Below are 15,996 nucleotides of genomic sequence, written 5' to 3'. Positions count from 1 at the left end.
CGTTGAACTACAAGGATTCCCCACAAAAAAAGCCAATTTTCCGGGTAAAACCCGGTGGCGAGTATTTGCTTGACATCGGCAGTTCCGCTTCGCTATGTTCCATTGGTAGAGAGACACCGCCAGCAGCACATCTGGCCGGCGGACTTCCATACCAAGAAGCGAGGAGACGCAATGACTGTTTCAGGCAGGTTGGCGCTCAGGCTGGTGTCCGTATGTCTCGTGGCAAGCGCCGCATTGGGATCCACCGCACATGCGGCCGATCCGGTAACGCTCAATATTGTCGACGTAGCCGGCGACCTTCAACTTACGCAGAAGGGTTTCGAAGCCTTCAAGGCGAAGTATCCGAATCTCGTCGCCAATCTCACGTTCACCAACGCGCCCGCGCCGCAATTGCCCGGCAAGATCAAGGCGATGCAGGCGGCGGGCCGCTCCGACATCGATCTCGTCCTGACGGGCACTGACGCACTGGCCGCCGGCATCGAACAGAATCTCTGGATGAAGCTATTGCCGGACAATGCGGCGGCTTTCCCCGGCGTGCTCGACAAATACGCGCCCGGTCCGCGCAAGATGCAGGACCTGGCACAAGGCTTCGGTCTCGAGGTCGCCTATATGCCGGCTGGTCCGTTGCTCGAATACAACCCGGCCAAGGTGACTGATCCACCGAAAACACCGGAGCAACTCCTGCAATGGTGCAAGGCGCATCCGGACAAGCTGATCTACGCGCGGCCGGCGAACTCCGGTCCGGGCCGCACGTTTCTGATGGGCCTGCCTTACGTGCTCGGCGACAAGGATCCGCAAGATCCGATTCACGGCTGGGACAAGACGTGGGCTTTCCTCAAGCAACTGAACGATTGCATTCCTTACTATCCCGGCGGCACCTCGGCGGTGATGAAGGAACTTGGCGAGGGGACGCGCGACATGACCGTGACGGTGACCGGCTGGGACATCAACCCGCGCGCGCTCGGCATCGTGCCGGCGGAATTCCGCGTGCAGGCATTCGACAACATGACGTGGGTGAACGACGCGCACTTCATGGTGATTCCGAAGGGCGTGCCGAAGGAAAAGCTCGACGTGATCTACAAGCTGATGAACTTCATGCTCGAACCGGCGCAGCAGGCCATGACCTATGACGACGGTTATTTCTATCCCGGTCCGGCGATCAAGGGCGTGAGCATCGAGCAGGCGCCTGCGCATAGCCAGGATGTGCTGAAGAAATACGGCCGGCCGGAGTACGCGAAGCTGCTGGCCGAACGTCCGCATGTTTTGCCGCTGAACGCCACCGCAATGGTCGCGGCTTTCAAGAAGTGGGACAGCGACGTTGGCGCGCAGAAGACCAAGTAGCCGCGTATCAGGAAACCGCCATGAAGCATCACTTTGAGCAGTTGCGGCTCGATTCGGTGAGCCGCAGTTTCACGAATGCGGAGGGCCAGGCGGTCGCGGCGCTGCAAGGACTCGATCTGAATATCCAGCGTGGCGAGTTCATTGCGTTACTCGGACCTTCGGGTTGCGGCAAATCGACGGCGCTCAATTGCATCGCCGGTTTGCAGCCCCTGAGCAGCGGCGGCATCTGGCTCGACGATAAACGCATCGACGTGCTGCCACCGGAAAAGCGCGGCTTCGGCATGGTGTTCCAGAACTACGCGCTGTTTCCGCATATGAGCGTGCTGGATAACGTCGGCTTCGGATTGAAGATGCGTGGCGTCGCGAAGAGCGAGGCCATGCGCCGGGCGCGCGAAGCATTGCAGCTCGTACAACTGGTCGGTCACGAACGTAAGCTGCCCGGACAACTGTCGGGCGGTCAGCAACAGCGCGTGGCGATTGCGCGGGCGATCGTGATCGAACCGCCACTGATTCTGATGGACGAACCGCTGTCGAATCTCGATACGAAGCTGCGCATCGAGATGCGTGCCGAGATTCGCCGCATCCATAGCCAGCTCGAACGTGCAACGCTCTACGTGACGCATGATCAAGACGAAGCGCTTTCCATGGCCGATCGCATCGTCGTGATGAAAGAGGGGGTGGTGCAGCAGGTCGGCACGCCGAAAGAGGTGTACACGCGGCCGCAAAATTTGCACGTCGCGCGTTTCATGGGCTATCGAAACGTAGCCGAATTCACGCTCGAAGGCACGCAAGGCGATGGGGTTGCAGTGAGCGCGAAGGGTGTCCGTCTGATCGGCACGCCGATGGCCGGTTTCAACAGCAAGCGCGTGAGCGTTGCGCTGCGCCCGGAGGATATGGAGCGAGCAGCACCTGGCGTGGAAAACGCCTTCGACGCGTTGGTGAACACCGTGGAGTACGGCGGCCACGATTCACTGCTGCGGGTAAAGACCGCGTTCGGTGACTTGTGGGTGCGCATCGCGGGCGAATTCGAAGAGGGCGAACGCATCAGTCTGCGTGTGTCGCCGTCGCGCACGCTCGTCTATGACGGAGAGGCTGCTTGAACACGCCCACGCTGTCGCCGCCGCTCGCACCGCGCGACGCCAAGGCGTGGCTGGTCGCGCCGGCTTTGATTTTCATCGTGGCGTTGTTCATCTATCCGTTTGCGTATGGTTTGGTGCTGTCGTTCCGGCCGATGAACGGCGGCGGCCTGTGGGCCAACTATCTGACGTTCTTCACTGACACGTCGATGTGGCCGACCATTCTCGTCACGCTCAAGCTCGCCGTGCCGGCGACGCTGATTAACGTGGGTGTGTCGGTTCCGGTGGCGTTCGCGCTGCGCCGCAATTCACCCTATCAGAAGCTGGTCACCACGCTGCTGGTGATTCCTGTCACGCTCGGCACCGTGCTGATTGCCGACGGCATGCTCACGTACTTTGGCCCGAATGGCTGGTTTCCGCAGGCATTGCACGGATTGCATCTGTACACGAATGAAGTGCGCCTCACGCATAACTTCTGGGGCGTGTTGATCTCGCTGATCGTGTCGGGTTTTCCGTTTGCGTTTCTGTTGACGCTCTCCTACGTGACCGGCATCGATCCGACGCTCGCGAGTGCTGCCGCCACGCTCGGCGCGAGTCCGTGGCAGCAGTTCCGCCGCATCTATTTGCCACTGCTGGTGCCTGGTTTAACGATGGCCGCCTGTTTATCGTTCGTGCAGGCGTTCTCGGTGTTTCCATCGGCAGTGCTGTTGGGCGCGCCCGCGGGCCCGACGCGCGTGATGTCGATCGCTGCGGCCGAAGCCGCGTTCGAAAGCTACGACTATTCGCTTGCCTCGGCGATCGCAATGGTGATGGGCTTCGTCCAACTGCTGGTGGTCGTCGCAATGCTCGGCGCGCGCCGCTTCTTCTATAGCGGTCCGGTGACGGGAGGCAAAGGCTGATGGCTAGCGATCACCACGCCGCGCATCCTTCGTGGTCCGCGTCGAAGGAAAACAACGACGGCGCCCAGCAACCCAGCAAGCGCGTGAAGCAGCGCGCCAGCGTGCCGGGCCGCATCTGGCAGGTGCTGGTGTGGGGCGCGATGGTGTTTTTTCTCGTCAACGTGGTGTTGCTGATTGCGACCGTCGCAGTGAATTCGCTGGCGACCCGCTGGTTTGGCACCTTGTTGCCGCAAGGTTTTACGCTGCATTGGTACGCGCAGGCGTGGAGCGATTTTCAACTGGCGAGCGTGTTGTGGGTCACCGTCGAGGTGGTCGGCGCGGTAGTGGTGTTGTCGGTTGTGCTCGGCGTGCCCGCCGCGTATGCGCTCGCCCGCGTGCAGTTTCGCGGCAAACGCATGGCGATGCTGATTTTCCTGTTGCCGCTGATGGTGCCGCCCGTGACATACGGCATTCCGATGGCAACCGTGATGTACAAGGTCGGTCTCGCTGGCACACTGGGTGGCGTGATTCTCGCGAATCTCGTGCCCGCACTGCCGTTCGTGATTCTGGTGATGACGCCGTTCATCGAGCAGATCGATCCCAATCTCGAAGCGGCGGCGCGCATTTTCGGCGCGAACACGTTTCGCTATTTCCGCTACGTGCTGCTGCCCCTGCTGGTGCCCGGCATGCTGGCGGCCGGGCTGCTCGTGCTGGTACGCACCATCGGCATGTTTGAACTGACCTTCTTTACAGCGGGCCCGGCGACGCAAACGCTCGTGGTCGCCTTGTACTACGCTGTATTTTCAACCGGCGTGCGCGCACCGCAATCGATCGACGCGATGGCGATGATCTACATGGCGATCACGTTGATCTGGGTGCTGATCGCGCTGCAATTCGTCAGCCCGACGCAGATCGTGTCGCGCGTGAAGGAGCAAAGACGTTGACGAAGAGAAAGCAACCTGAAGAACTGCGCAGCCACCGCTGGTACGGCTTGAACGATCTGCGCTCGTTCGGCCATCGCTCGCGTACCGCGCAAATGGGTTATAGCCGCGAGGAGTACGCGGGCAAGCCTGTGATCGCGATCCTCAACACATGGAGCGAGATCAATACTTGCCACACGCATTTCAAGCAACGTGTCGAGGAAGTGAAACGCGGCATCTGGCAGGCAGGCGGCTTTCCGGTCGAACTGCCCGTGCAGACGCTCGCCGAACCGTTCCAGAAGCCCACCACGATGCTCTATCGCAACTTCCTCGCCATGGAAGCCGAGGAGACGCTGCGCTCGTATCCCGCCGATGGCGTCGTGCTGATGGGCGGATGCGACAAGACCACGCCCGCCCTGCTGATGGGCGCGATCTCGATGGATCTGCCGGCGATCTTTCTGCCGGCCGGTCCGATGCTGCGCGGCAACTGGAACGGCGTGACGCTGGGCTCAGGATCGGACAGCTGGAAGTATTGGGCCGAGTTGCGCGCGGGCACGATCACCGAAGCGGACTGGCAAGGTATCGAAGGCGGCATTGCGCGCTCGCCAGGGCATTGCATGACGATGGGCACCGCGTCGACGATGACGAGCGCTGCTGAAGCGCTCGGCTTCACGTTGCCCGGATTTGCCTCTATTCCTGCAGTGGATTCGCGGCACGCTCAGATGGCGGCGAAAACCGGCATGCGTATCGTCGAGATGGTGTGGGAGGACCTGAAGCCGTCCGATCTGATCACCGCCGGTTCAATCGATAATGCCGTGACCACCTGCCTCGCGCTCTCTGGTTCGACCAACGCGATCGTGCATATGATCGCGCTCGCACGCCGCGCCGGTATCGAACTGACGCTCGATCGCTATGACGACATTTCGCGCCGCACGCCGGTGCTGGCGAACATTCGTCCGACCGGCGCGTATCTGATGGAGGACTTTTTCTACGCGGGCGGATTGCCGGCCATGCTCGCCGAACTGGGCGAGCTGATCGACGGCTCGCAGAAAACGGTGAATGGCCGCACGCTCGGCGAAAACCTCGAAGGCGCGACGATTTTCAACGACGAGGTGATCCGCCGCCGCAGCGCACCGCTCCTGCCCAATAACGGCCTCGCAGTGCTGCGCGGGAATCTCGCGCCCGACGGCGCCGTGATCAAACCTGGCGCCGCCGAGCCGCGTTTGCTCGTGCACACCGGCCGTGCCGTGGTGTTCAAGGACTACAACGACATGGCCGCGCGCATCGACGACGAAGCGCTCGACATCGACGAGACCTGCGTGATCGTGCTGCAGCACGCGGGCCCGGTGGGCGCGCCTGGCATGCCCGAGTGGGGGCAACTGCCGATCCCACGGAAACTGCTGCAAAAGGGCGTGCGCGATATGGTGCGTATCTCGGATGCGCGGATGAGCGGGACGAGCTACGGCGCGTGCGTGTTGCACGTCGCGCCGGAGTCGTTTGTCGGCGGCCCGCTTGCGCTAGTGCAGAGCGGCGATCTGATCGAACTGGACGTGCCGCGGCGCAAGCTCAACATGCTCGTAGCGGAGGAAGAACTGGCGCGCCGCAAGGCCGCCTGGGTCAGACCCGAGCCGCGGTTTACGCGCGGCTATGGCGCCTTGCATCAGGCGCACGTGCTGCAGGCAAACAAAGGTTGCGACTTCGATTTCCTGCAGCGCGGCGGCGCGCAGACGGATGCAAGCGGCGAGCCGGAGATTCACTGAGCGTGCTGAAGGCTCAATACCCCACGCGATACACACGGCCCGTTTGCGCGCCTTCCACGCTGCGCAGATAGGCCTGCGCGGCACGTTCGGCGGTGACCGGCTCGAAGCCGCGGAAGTAGGGCGCATAAGCACCCATCGCTTCGGTGAGCACGGTCGGGCTCACCACGTTGATGCGGATGCCGCGCGGCAATTCGATCGCGGCGCCGCGCACGAAACCTTCCAGGGCCAGATTGACCGTGGTTGCATTCGCGCCTTCGCGAATCGGCTCGTCGCCGACAATGCCGCTCGTCAGCGTGAACGAACCGCCGTCGTTCACGTATTGCTGGGCGCCCAGCACCACATTGATCTGACCCATCAGCTTGTCGCGCAGACCGACCCAGAACTGCTCGACGCTCATCTCCGGCAGCGGGCCGAAATGCAGCTTGCCGGTGGCGGTGACGATGCCGTCGACTTTTCCAATCTCGCTAAAGAGCCGCTCGATGCTGGCCGGGTCGGTGCTGTCCACGCGATACTGGCCGCGCGTCGCACCCACTTCGATGACTTCGTGGCGCGCTTTCAACGCCGTGCTCACTGCCTGGCCGATCGTGCCGGTTGCGCCTATTACGACAATCTTTTTCATCTGCTGCTCCGTTTGGTATTGGACGTGCAGTCGATTGTGTCGGCGTTTGACGGACGGAAAAAGCCCGTTCGGCTTGCAGGTCCTGCAACCCTGAGTTTCTAATCCGTAACGAAAGGCGCACCGTCATTCAAACGGTGCGCACTTTGGAATGGACTGATTAATCGGCGCTGGCGGCGTATTTCAAACAAATACGCCCCGCGCGAATAGTTATTTCGCCCGATGTAATTCAATCACCCGAGTGGGCCGCAGATGATTGAGGGCGAAATGCATGCGGCCACGTTCGCGGCGGCTGCGGATCGGGCGCGGGTCATCGAACAGATCGTCTTCCGAATCGACGCCTTGCGGCTCGACCATGCCTTTGTCGATGACCGTGCAGCCCGGCTCGAGCGCCAGCAGCAGATGATTGCCGCCAACCCGGCTGTCGAAGCCGGCCATGCCGTCGTGCGCCTCAGGCACGCTGTTGACCAGGGTCGCGTTGGTCGTCGTAATCTCGTCCGGCGAGATCGGGCTGTGGCCGGCTATGCGGGCGGCCTCGAGATTTTTGCCGTCAGTATCGACCGTGCTGTCGTGCGTGCGGTCGTTGTGCAGTTCCGTTGTGCTCGGGCCGGTGGTGCGCGGCTGTTTGCCGGCGTCTGCCGGCTTGTTGATATCGCTGTTCATCATGCATTCTCCGTTAAAGAGGACATGGTTGAAGTGCAGCAAAACCCGTTCCGCCTCGCACAACCTCTTTGTGCGTGTGAGGTGTACCGCAGTTGCCTCGCGGTTTATGTGCAATGACATATGCGGGCATTTCACGTGACGATTGCGTCCGCGATTCTTTTCGTTTTTTTAATGGACGCCTATTTTCTACAGAGTATGATCTTACTCCGACGAGCGAAGCGCGGTTAAATCGACGACATGCGTCCGGTTGTTTTTTACATGGCCGGCAACGAACAGACGCGCGCTACTCAAAACATCTTACGGGGCCGTCAGGGCGGGTGACACATGCATTTCGATGCTGCATTCACACATCGCGGCTACTTGTTGAATTGCGCGCCGGCGCGCGCGGGCGACGGCAGCTGGCAACCGTATGTGGTCATCTCCCGCTCGAGCGACGGCGAACTGGTCGCCAACCGTTTTTTCCCCACCGACTTGCGTTTTCCTGACGAAGCCACCGCCATCGCGCACGCACGCGACTGGGCCGTGCGCTGGATCGATGCGAGCAGCGTGACCATCTGAAGCGCATCCGCCACGCGCGGACCAGCATACCGGCCAGCAGCGCGACGTTACGCGAGCCGCGGCAAAACGCGGTAATCTCTTGGGACAATCACTCTGAACCGCGCCTATCGCGCGGCGCTGTCCTTTTATGCCTAATGTGCCTGCCCACAACTGGGGTCTCGAACAGATCGTCGCGGACTTGCGTGCGTCGCGTGAAGAATTGCATCGCACGCGGCACCCGCTTGGCATTCGCGAGCTGCCGTCGCGCGAAGCGGTGATCGGCATTGTCACCGGCTTGCGTGCGGCGCTGTTCCCCACGCACTACGGCGCCCCCGATCTAACTGACGAAACTGTCGACTACTACGTTGGCCACACGCTCGAAAGCACGTTGCGGTTGCTTGCCGAACAGATTCGCCGCGCCTTGCGCTTTCTGCCCGAGTTTGGCGAAACACCGGATGCGGATCTGAAGGAGCGCGCGTTCAACGTCGCGCGCGAGTTTGGCACGCAGTTGCCCGGTATTCGCGCGTTGCTGGTCAGTGATATTCAGGCCGCGTTCACCGGCGACCCGGCCGCGCAGCACATCACAGAAATTCTGCTGTGTTATCCGGGCGTGTGGGCGATGACGCACCATCGTCTTGCGCACGCGCTGCACCGTCTCGGCGTGCCTTTGCTCGCGCGCTTCATCAACGAGATCGCGCACTCGGCGACCGGCATCGACATTCACCCGGGCGCGACCATCGGCCCGAGTTTCTTTATCGACCACGGCACGGGCGTTGTGATCGGCGAGACCGCGATCATCGGCGAGCGCGTGCGTGTCTACCAGGCCGTGACGCTCGGCGCGAAGAGTTTCGCTGCGGATGTAGACGGCACGCTGGTCAAGGGCAACGCACGCCATCCGATTGTTGAAGACGACGTTGTGATTTACGCCGGCGCGACGATTCTCGGCCGCGTGACGATCGGGCGCGGCTCGGTGATTGGCGGCAATGTGTGGCTGACGCACAGCGTGCCCCCGGGCAGCAGCGTATCGCAAGGCAAGATCCGCGAGGGCGAGCGCACGGGCACGGACGAGGGGAGCGGTCGATGAGCGGGTTGGCTCACGTGTCGTCTCGCACTTTGCCTCGTGAACTGGCGCGCGGAGTGCTCTGGCGATCTGCATACGGCTCGCTGCGCGATTCAGCGTGCACACCGCCGCGCGTTGTGCCGCGCGAAGCGCTAGTTAACTTCTAAGCGGCGCCCCATGTCACGCGGCCGCGTTCACATGCCTCGCTGCGCGATTGCCGGCGTCGAAGCGACGGTGGCCGAAACGGCGCATTCGTTTCCGCGCCATTCGCACGACCGCTTCGGGGTAGGCGTGATTGTCACAGGCGGACACCGATCATCAAGCGGCCGCGGCGTAGTGGAAGCACGAGCGAACGACGCGATCATGGTGAACCCGGGGGAGGTACACGACGGCAGCCCGCTCGACGAGCGCGGCCGCGCATGGCGCATGCTGTATTTCGAGCCATCGATGCTAAGCGACGCCGCGATCGAGTTAGGTGGCATGACCACAAACGAGATTGAACTAACTCAACCGGTGGTACACGACCCGTTACTGAAGGTGCTATTCGAGCGCCTGTTCACGGTATCGGTGGAAGCGCAATCCGTGCCGGACGACTTGATCCGAGAGGAGACGATGCTCGAGTTGCTTGGGTATCTACTTCGGACTCACGCGACGACGCACACACGTCCGCGGTTGGCACAGACTTTGAGTCCGATTGCGCGAGCGAGGGCCAGGATCGACGACGACCCGTCATTACCGCTTACGTTGACCGACCTTGCCACGGACGCCGGCATGAGCCGCTTCCAGCTGCTACGGGGCTTTGCGCATGAGATGGGATTACCACCGCACGCGTACAGGATGCAGCGTCGGGTAATGCTTGCAAGACAACTGATCGCACGCGGCGTGACATTGGCAGACGCGGCAACCACAGCCGGCTTCGCCGACCAGAGCCACATGACCCGAGCATTCGTGCGCTTGATGGGCATGACCCCGGCCAACTACGCCGCCGCGAAGCGGCGATAGAGCACAACAAAGGGGGTTAAGAACAACGCTTCGGCGCGCGCAGCGCCGCCGGAAGAATGACGCCCTTGTCACTGGCGCCTGCAGGAGCACGAACACAGATTCCAGATGCACCACTACCCTGTGTGGGCTGCGGGACCCGCTTAGCAGGGGCTTCTAGCCGCTTTCTTTTGCCTACTTTTCTTTGCGGCATGCAAAGAAAAGTAGGTGCCGCCCCGCACAGGGGCAACGCTAATAGACCACTAGCAAATCAAGGAAAGGCCAACACCGCAAGCACGCGGACAACAAGCGCCACGCAGGCAAAAAACGCCAACCCCTACCCAACTCTAAAAAACCGCAAAACCGAAACCCCATGCAACCAGACATGCTCCCCAACAAACCACGCGGCGACCCAAGCCGCGCCCACAACAATCAAATCACACCGCCCACTATTCCAAAGATTCAAAGAATGCCGCGCAGCGACCCACGGCACTCCCAAAGGATTCGGCCAATCGGCTAACAAATGCATCACCCCGCCACAAGCAAACCCAAACGCCGCGGCAGCATAAACCGAATGCCCAAGCCAATGATAAGAACCCACGAGCAACGCGACCCACCCCACACCCCAGTGCGTCAACGTACGATGCGTAATCCACAGCCTTCGCGCGCGTGACCACCACGCCACCTCCAGCCAGTCCGGCGCCGTACTCCCCGCCACCCCGGCGATGAAACTCAACAGCACGCCGATATGAAACGAACCACCACCGCCGACGCGCGCGACAACCGCCGCCGCGATAACGCCGGCCGCAAACCCAGTCGCGTGATGTGCTTTGTTGGATGCCATCGAACCTCACGACGCAGCGCGCCGGATAAAAGCCAAGGGGCGGCTATGTTCGCAGATGAGCAGATAAAAAAATAGCCGACACGCGAGATAAAAAATCGCGCATCGGCGTGGCCTTCGGTGTGGTGCTCAGTGCTGTCCGCAACAACGCAGCCGCGTGACCCAAACCTCAGGTCGCACAGCGCGCAATATCGACGCGCATCTCCGGTTCAGGCGGATCGTCCGGCGCATTCGCGGGATGCATCACCTTGATGACCGAGCCCGCGTTGTACGGCGTCAGCGTGACGAAATACGAGTTGTTCGAATCGGAACCGACAGCGATCTCGGTCGCGTCGCCGACGCGCGACATTCGCACGCGTGACAGCTTGCTTTCGAGGCAATCGGCGATATATGCAGGGGCGCGCTGCGAAGACACGTACATCATCGGCTGGGACGCGTCGCGGGTGGGACCGCTGGAACCACAGGCAGCGAGAAAAGCAGTGAGGGCAGCAGCGGGAGCAAGCAGGAGAAGTCTTTTCATGGTCCGATCGTCGGCGTCCCCGATCGTGCACGGGAACTTGGGGCGCGGGCGAAGCGCAACGCGATTGAAGGCAACGTCATGCTTCGCGACGAAGCAGCCGTTCAACCGCAACGACGTTACGGCAAGGAAGGCAGCCGACCTCAGTATACCCACGGCATGCTTGCGCCGTCACTACCGCTACGTCGAAACGTAAGACCGTAAGCACCATGAAAAAAACCCGCGCGTGATCGTGCCACGTGCGGGTTCAGTTGCAGAGCGGCCTGGTACACCGCTCTGCACGTGCCATTGGAAAAACTTAGAAACGGTGACGCAGGCCGACGGCCGCAGCAACCTGGTTGCCAGTCGACGACGGCGCCAGCGTGTTGATCGCCGCCACGTTCGCACCGAAGTTGCCCAGTTCGCCCGTTGCGTGCTGATACACGCCTTCAACGTACACGTCGGTACGCTTGCTCAGCGAGTAGTCGCCTTGCAGCGATACCGTGTGCCACTTCGGATCGCCCGAGCCGTTCGAACCCGACATCTTGCCGTCGGTGAACGTGTACGAAGCGGCGAGGCTCAGTGCCGGCGTCAGTGCGTACTTGCCGTTCAACTCGTAGTTGTCCAGATGCAGGTTGGTGCCTGCCACACCCGGCAGCGTCGCGCCGCCGACGTCCACGCCCGTGATGCCGTCCAGTTGCGTATGCGTGTACACGAAGCCAGCCGTCGCCGGGCCGTAGGTGTAGTTGATGCCCGCACCGAACGTGCGTTGCAAGTTCGCCGCGACGGCCGCGGTGCCGTCGCCTTGCGAGACTGCGCCGCTCAGGTTCGAGCTACCTGAGTTGTTCAGTTGCAGGTAAGCAGCGGCTACGCTCAGCGGACCGTTGTCGTACGAAGCACCGGCGCTCCAGGCGCGGTTGTTCGAGAACTGACCGGCTGAATTGCTGAAGCCGTACAGGCCGCCGAATTTCAGGCCGGCGTAGTTCGCGCTCGTGTACTTCACGGCATTCTTGATCGAGAACGAGTTGTCCAGATTGTCGTTATCGAACGGGTGAGCGGCGAGATTGTTGCCGAAGCCCGCGCCCGCTTCGGACAGCGGCGCGAGGTAATCGACCACGGAGTCGTACTGACGGCCGAGCGTCAACGCACCGTATTGATCGCTCTGCAGACCGACGAACGCCTGACGATTGAACATCGTGCCGTTTTCCGAGTCCTGGCCGTTGTTCAGGTTGAAGCCGTTTTCCAACGTGAAGATGGCGTGCAGACCGCCGCCAAGGTCTTCGCTGCCGCGCAGGCCGAAGTAGGTGTTCGACACCGAACCGCTGCCTTGTTGCCAGTTGCTGTGGCCGCCCTGGTTGTTCGAGTAGACGAGACCGGCGTCCAGCGTGCCGTACAACGTAACGCTGCTTTGTGCGTGAGCGGTGATGGCGAACGCGCCCATGAGGCCTGCTGCGATGAGGGTTTTTTTCATGTTTAGATAACTCCGGGACAGTGCGTAGAGAATCGCATTCCAGTGCTAACAGTCGATTGCGCCGACTGCCTGACGATCCGCTGCGAAGTGTATGCCTGCTATTTATATCTTTAAGCGCGTATGGCGCAACAATGCATTTTATAATTCGAAATAACGGATTGAGAGTTGTGTAAGTGCGGATAAATAAAGAAAAAAATATTCGTGTGCGATGGCGTTGTAATTGTTCGTCAAACTATCGATGTTGCTCGATCGCGACGCTCCCGTAGTGTCATATTCAGTAAGGATTTGAGCGCGTCGTTGCCTGATTTTCGAATCATTCTGATTTCTGCAATGGACTCTTCCAATTCGTGTGCTCTATCCCGGCGAATTACAGTTCTACAATTCGTTTCACCCCCTGACCAGGGGTGTCTTTTTCATCTCTTTATACGCGGCTTTCGGGCCGCGTTTTTTTCGAACGCTTTATAATCGGTTTATAAGTTCCCACGAATAACGAAATGCACTATTTCGATTGACGAAGAGCGTGCCCTGGCTTGTCCGTTCGTCAGAGGGCCACGTCCGGCGGGTGTGGGGCGGGTAGAATCGCAGGCTCGAGTTGTGTTTCCGCCCCGCGAACGTGAGTAAACCAGTAATGACCAATTCCCCCCTTCCATCGTCCGACACCGCTGCTGACTCCCCGACGGAAGGCGCGTCCGAAATCCACGCAACCCCGCTCGACCATCTGGAAGAAGCGCTGCCCGAAACCCAGCACGAAGCGCGTCTGTGGCGCGACGACGGCTGGACCGCGCGCGTCATCAAGAACGAAGACGACGAAGGCTGGGCCGTCGCCATGATTAAAGACGGCGAAGCGGAACCGGCACTTGTCGGCCCGTGGACGATGGGGCGCAACAAGAAAGATCCGAAGCCGCTCGACACGTCGGCGTTCAACACGCTGGTGAAAACCGCATCTGAAGTGTTGCGCCGCCATGAGCAGCAACTGCGCGCCCAGTTGCACAAAGAAGTGCGCGTGGCCAGCGCGGACGGCAATGACGAACTCGACATCACGCTCGACATCGTTCCCGACGAAGACGAGCCGTACGCGCTGCTGACCGCGCTCGATACGTTCGGTGAACAGCTCGCGCAAGTACAGGTGGCGCCGAACTTCAAGCTGAGCAAGGCGAGCGCCGCTGCGTGGGTCGAAAACGAATTCCGCCGTCCGGGCTAGCTCGGCGGTGACGGGTTTCGGCTAACTAAAAGCTGAATTTAATATTACTAATGCATGTCAATATACTTTCACATTCACTTCATAGAATCCTCGCGTCATAGCGGCGCGAGCGTGAACCATGCGGTTTTGGGTCTGAGTGCGTGCCGGCTGTGCATCCACCCACGCTACCCAAACCCTGGATCACGACAACATGGCAGAGCCGTTCGACCTTTCCCGCCGCAAGGCCCTGAAACTCCTCGCCGGTGCGCCGATGCTGCCGCTAGGCGGCCTTGCAACGGCGTCGATGCTGACCGCGTGCGGCGGCGGAGGCGACGGGCTGGCGGCGACGCCGGTCAAGCCGGTGGCCAACTTCGTCTCCGCGGCATTCAGTGGCATGGCCGCGCCGACGCTGGCGGACCCCGCCGCGATGGCGAAAACCACGGTCGGCTCGACACTCTCGGTGCAACTGAGCGATGGCAGCAGCCGTACCTTCAAGCTCGCGTACCAGCCGTTTTTCGTGACCGGCGACATGGTGCCGAACATCAAGGGCGGCACGATTCTGGCCGGCGGCTACTTTGATATCAACAATCAGCCGATCGTCGATAAATCGGTGGCGGGCAAAGAGCGCCAGTTCTATTCGGACTGCCCGGACGGCAGTTCGCTGATTCGTCTCGACAAGCCCGCGGTGAAGGGCCTTAAGGGCAATGCAGTATTCGCCGTCGTGCAGTTCGAATACGCGACCCGCGATCAGAGTCTGAAGTCGATGTATGGCCAGTTGCCGTCGCCGATCGCCGTGCTCACGCTCGATCAGGACCCGGCCACGGGCAAGCTCACGCTGGTGGGCTATCACAACGTCGATACGTCGAAGGCGCATGGTTTGTGGATTACCTGCGGCGCGAGCCTGTCGCCGTGGAACACGCATCTGTCGAGCGAAGAGTACGAGCCGGACGCCACGACGATCACAAGCAACAGTCAGTTCAAGGGCTTCAGCCGCAGCCTTTACGGTGACGAAACCACCGCCAATCCCTATCACTATGGCCATTTGCCGGAAGTGACCGTCAATCCCGACGGCACCGGTACGATCAGGAAACACTACTGCCTCGGCCGCATCTCGCATGAACTGATTCAGGTGATGCCGGATAAGCGCACCGTATTGATGGGCGACGACGCGACCAACGGCGGCCTCTTCATGTTCATCGCCGATCGCGAGGCCGATCTGTCGGCGGGCACGCTGTATGTCGCAAAGTGGACGCAGGTGTCGTCGAGCGGGGCGGGCGCGGCAACGCTTTCCTGGATCAATCTGGGCCACGCGACCAGCGACGAAATCGAAGCGCTCGCCAACCAGCTGAGCGCGAGCGACATCATGGACGTCGCGACCAAGGACCCGGCCGACTCGACCTACACGAAGATCAACTACAACGGCACTTTCAACTGGGTGCGCGTCAAATCGGGCATGACGAAGGCGGCGACCTTCCTCGAAACGCATCGCTACGCAGCGTTGGCGGGCGGCAGCATGGGTTTTACGAAGCTCGAAGGCACGACGGTCAATATCAAAGACAAGGTGCTGTATTCGGCGATGTCACGCATCGAGAAATCGATGGTGCGCGGTCATGCGGCATCGACCGATGTCGCCGTCGACAAGGCGATCAACGCCGGTGCGGTTTACGCGCTGAACATGAAGGGCGGCCAGCGCGACCGCAGCGGCGGCGCGATCAACAGCGACTGGGTGCCGGTGGACATGGCCGCGCCCGCGGCGCTGGTCGGCGAGGATATGTCGTCCGCCGACGTGCTTGGCAATACGGCGAACCCGGAGCGCATCGCCAATCCGGACAACCTGAAATTTTCGGAGAAATTGCGCACGCTCTTTATCGGCGAAGACAGTGGCATGCACGTCAACAATTTTCTGTGGGCTTACAACGTCGATACGAAGACGCTCGCACGTGTGTTGTCGTGCCCGGCGGGCGCGGAGTCGACAGGCCTGCATGCGGTCGACGAAATCAACGGCTGGACGTACGTGATGAGCAACTTCCAGCATGTCGGCGATTGGGAAAGTCCGTTGCACGACAAGATCCAATCGACACTCGATCCGCTCGTGCGGGCCAACTATAAGGACCGCTTCGGCGCGACGGTGGGGTATCTGACGGCGGACCCGGCGGGGATCAAGTTGTAGGGGGCGAGT

15 protein-coding genes are annotated in these 15,996 nt (G+C 61.1%); 10 read left to right on the top strand and 5 right to left on the bottom strand.

Annotated features, from left to right (window positions below):
• Positions 1 to 171: 171 nt before the first annotated feature.
• From KHO33_RS16985 to araD, 5 genes are all read left to right on the top strand, one after another.
• On the top strand, positions 172 to 1,341 hold the full coding sequence (locus tag KHO33_RS16985) for an extracellular solute-binding protein (protein WP_054040657.1): 1,170 nt from the start codon (positions 172 to 174) through the stop codon (positions 1,339 to 1,341).
• 20 nt (positions 1,342 to 1,361) lie between these two features.
• Positions 1,362 to 2,441 (top strand): ABC transporter ATP-binding protein, encoded by a 1,080-nt coding sequence (locus tag KHO33_RS16980; protein WP_054040712.1) that lies wholly within the window; start codon positions 1,362 to 1,364, stop codon positions 2,439 to 2,441.
• Complete coding sequence (locus KHO33_RS16975; RefSeq protein ID WP_200565299.1) at positions 2,438 to 3,316, top strand: ABC transporter permease; 879 nt, start codon at positions 2,438 to 2,440, stop codon at positions 3,314 to 3,316. Before KHO33_RS16980 ends, KHO33_RS16975 begins: the two co-directional genes overlap by 4 nt.
• Before the next feature lie 140 nt (positions 3,317 to 3,456).
• Positions 3,457 to 4,239 carry an ABC transporter permease gene (locus KHO33_RS16970; RefSeq protein ID WP_407946179.1) on the top strand — a complete coding sequence of 261 codons (783 nt, stop codon included), beginning with the start codon at positions 3,457 to 3,459 and terminating at the stop codon, positions 4,237 to 4,239.
• Positions 4,236 to 5,975, top strand: a complete 1,740-nt coding sequence (araD, locus tag KHO33_RS16965) for an L-arabinonate dehydratase (protein WP_200565297.1) — start codon at positions 4,236 to 4,238, stop codon at positions 5,973 to 5,975. Before KHO33_RS16970 ends, araD begins: the two co-directional genes overlap by 4 nt.
• A gap of 13 nt (positions 5,976 to 5,988) precedes the next feature.
• On the opposite strand, the gene KHO33_RS16960 is transcribed toward araD, so the two are convergent.
• Positions 5,989 to 6,594: a short chain dehydrogenase gene (locus KHO33_RS16960; RefSeq protein ID WP_054040653.1), complete on the bottom strand. Its 606-nt coding sequence runs from the start codon at positions 6,592 to 6,594 to the stop codon at positions 5,989 to 5,991.
• A 207-nt stretch (positions 6,595 to 6,801) separates the two neighbouring features.
• Positions 6,802 to 7,254 (bottom strand): DUF3005 domain-containing protein, encoded by a 453-nt coding sequence (locus KHO33_RS16955; RefSeq protein WP_200565427.1) that lies wholly within the window; start codon positions 7,252 to 7,254, stop codon positions 6,802 to 6,804.
• Between the two features lie 324 nt (positions 7,255 to 7,578).
• On the opposite strand from KHO33_RS16955, the gene KHO33_RS16950 reads away from it, so the two are divergent.
• The 3 genes from KHO33_RS16950 (at position 7,579) to KHO33_RS16940 (ending at position 9,853) form a co-directional block, all read left to right on the top strand.
• Entirely contained in the window at positions 7,579 to 7,812 is a 234-nt protein-coding gene (locus KHO33_RS16950; RefSeq protein ID WP_013590843.1) for a hypothetical protein, read from the top strand.
• A gap of 127 nt (positions 7,813 to 7,939) precedes the next feature.
• Positions 7,940 to 8,875, top strand: a complete 936-nt coding sequence (gene epsC / locus KHO33_RS16945; protein ID WP_054040651.1) for a serine O-acetyltransferase EpsC — start codon at positions 7,940 to 7,942, stop codon at positions 8,873 to 8,875.
• Between the two features lie 153 nt (positions 8,876 to 9,028).
• Positions 9,029 to 9,853, top strand: a complete 825-nt coding sequence (locus KHO33_RS16940; protein WP_200565296.1) for an AraC family transcriptional regulator — start codon at positions 9,029 to 9,031, stop codon at positions 9,851 to 9,853.
• Between the two features lie 313 nt (positions 9,854 to 10,166).
• Here KHO33_RS16940 and KHO33_RS16935 read toward each other — a convergent pair whose 3' ends face one another.
• The 3 genes from KHO33_RS16935 to KHO33_RS16925 form a co-directional block, all read right to left on the bottom strand.
• Positions 10,167 to 10,673 (bottom strand): metal-dependent hydrolase, encoded by a 507-nt coding sequence (locus KHO33_RS16935; protein WP_200565295.1) that lies wholly within the window; start codon positions 10,671 to 10,673, stop codon positions 10,167 to 10,169.
• Positions 10,674 to 10,839: 166 nt separating this feature from the next.
• Positions 10,840 to 11,190, bottom strand: coding sequence for a sugar ABC transporter ATPase (locus KHO33_RS16930; protein WP_200565294.1), 351 nt, complete (start codon positions 11,188 to 11,190; stop codon positions 10,840 to 10,842).
• A gap of 295 nt (positions 11,191 to 11,485) precedes the next feature.
• The gene (locus KHO33_RS16925) at positions 11,486 to 12,637 is read right to left on the bottom strand and encodes a porin (RefSeq protein WP_054040645.1); all 1,152 of its coding nucleotides are present in this window, start codon (positions 12,635 to 12,637) and stop codon (positions 11,486 to 11,488) included.
• Between the two features lie 628 nt (positions 12,638 to 13,265).
• Between KHO33_RS16925 and KHO33_RS16920 the strand changes: the two genes are divergently transcribed.
• Both KHO33_RS16920 and KHO33_RS16915 read left to right on the top strand, forming a co-directional pair.
• Positions 13,266 to 13,838 (top strand): hypothetical protein, encoded by a 573-nt coding sequence (locus KHO33_RS16920; protein ID WP_054040643.1) that lies wholly within the window; start codon positions 13,266 to 13,268, stop codon positions 13,836 to 13,838.
• 190 nt (positions 13,839 to 14,028) lie between these two features.
• Positions 14,029 to 15,987, top strand: a complete 1,959-nt coding sequence (locus KHO33_RS16915) for a PhoX family protein (RefSeq protein ID WP_200565293.1) — start codon at positions 14,029 to 14,031, stop codon at positions 15,985 to 15,987.
• Positions 15,988 to 15,996: the final 9 nt, after the last annotated feature.

Origin of the sequence: Paraburkholderia nemoris (assembly GCF_905221015.1) — a bacterium.
GTDB lineage: Bacteria > Pseudomonadota > Gammaproteobacteria > Burkholderiales > Burkholderiaceae > Paraburkholderia > Paraburkholderia nemoris.
The sequence above is the reverse complement of the archived record's forward strand: the minus strand, read 5'-3'. Positions and strand labels throughout refer to the sequence as shown.

Coding starts and splice junctions, on each gene's coding strand:
- KHO33_RS16925 (WP_054040645.1), bottom strand. CDS start 12,637: ATGAAAAAAACCCTCATCGCAGCAGGCCTCATGGGCGCGTTCGCCATC.
- KHO33_RS16935 (WP_200565295.1), bottom strand. CDS start 10,673: ATGGCATCCAACAAAGCACATCACGCGACTGGGTTTGCGGCCGGCGTT.
- KHO33_RS16980 (WP_054040712.1), top strand. CDS start 1,362: ATGAAGCATCACTTTGAGCAGTTGCGGCTCGATTCGGTGAGCCGCAGT.
- epsC (WP_054040651.1), top strand. CDS start 7,940: ATGCCTAATGTGCCTGCCCACAACTGGGGTCTCGAACAGATCGTCGCG.
- KHO33_RS16960 (WP_054040653.1), bottom strand. CDS start 6,594: ATGAAAAAGATTGTCGTAATAGGCGCAACCGGCACGATCGGCCAGGCA.
- KHO33_RS16940 (WP_200565296.1), top strand. CDS start 9,029: ATGTCACGCGGCCGCGTTCACATGCCTCGCTGCGCGATTGCCGGCGTC.
- KHO33_RS16920 (WP_054040643.1), top strand. CDS start 13,266: ATGACCAATTCCCCCCTTCCATCGTCCGACACCGCTGCTGACTCCCCG.
- KHO33_RS16970 (WP_407946179.1), top strand. CDS start 3,457: ATGGTGTTTTTTCTCGTCAACGTGGTGTTGCTGATTGCGACCGTCGCA.
- KHO33_RS16985 (WP_054040657.1), top strand. CDS start 172: ATGACTGTTTCAGGCAGGTTGGCGCTCAGGCTGGTGTCCGTATGTCTC.
- KHO33_RS16950 (WP_013590843.1), top strand. CDS start 7,579: ATGCATTTCGATGCTGCATTCACACATCGCGGCTACTTGTTGAATTGC.
- KHO33_RS16930 (WP_200565294.1), bottom strand. CDS start 11,190: ATGAAAAGACTTCTCCTGCTTGCTCCCGCTGCTGCCCTCACTGCTTTT.
- KHO33_RS16955 (WP_200565427.1), bottom strand. CDS start 7,254: ATGAACAGCGATATCAACAAGCCGGCAGACGCCGGCAAACAGCCGCGC.
- KHO33_RS16915 (WP_200565293.1), top strand. CDS start 14,029: ATGGCAGAGCCGTTCGACCTTTCCCGCCGCAAGGCCCTGAAACTCCTC.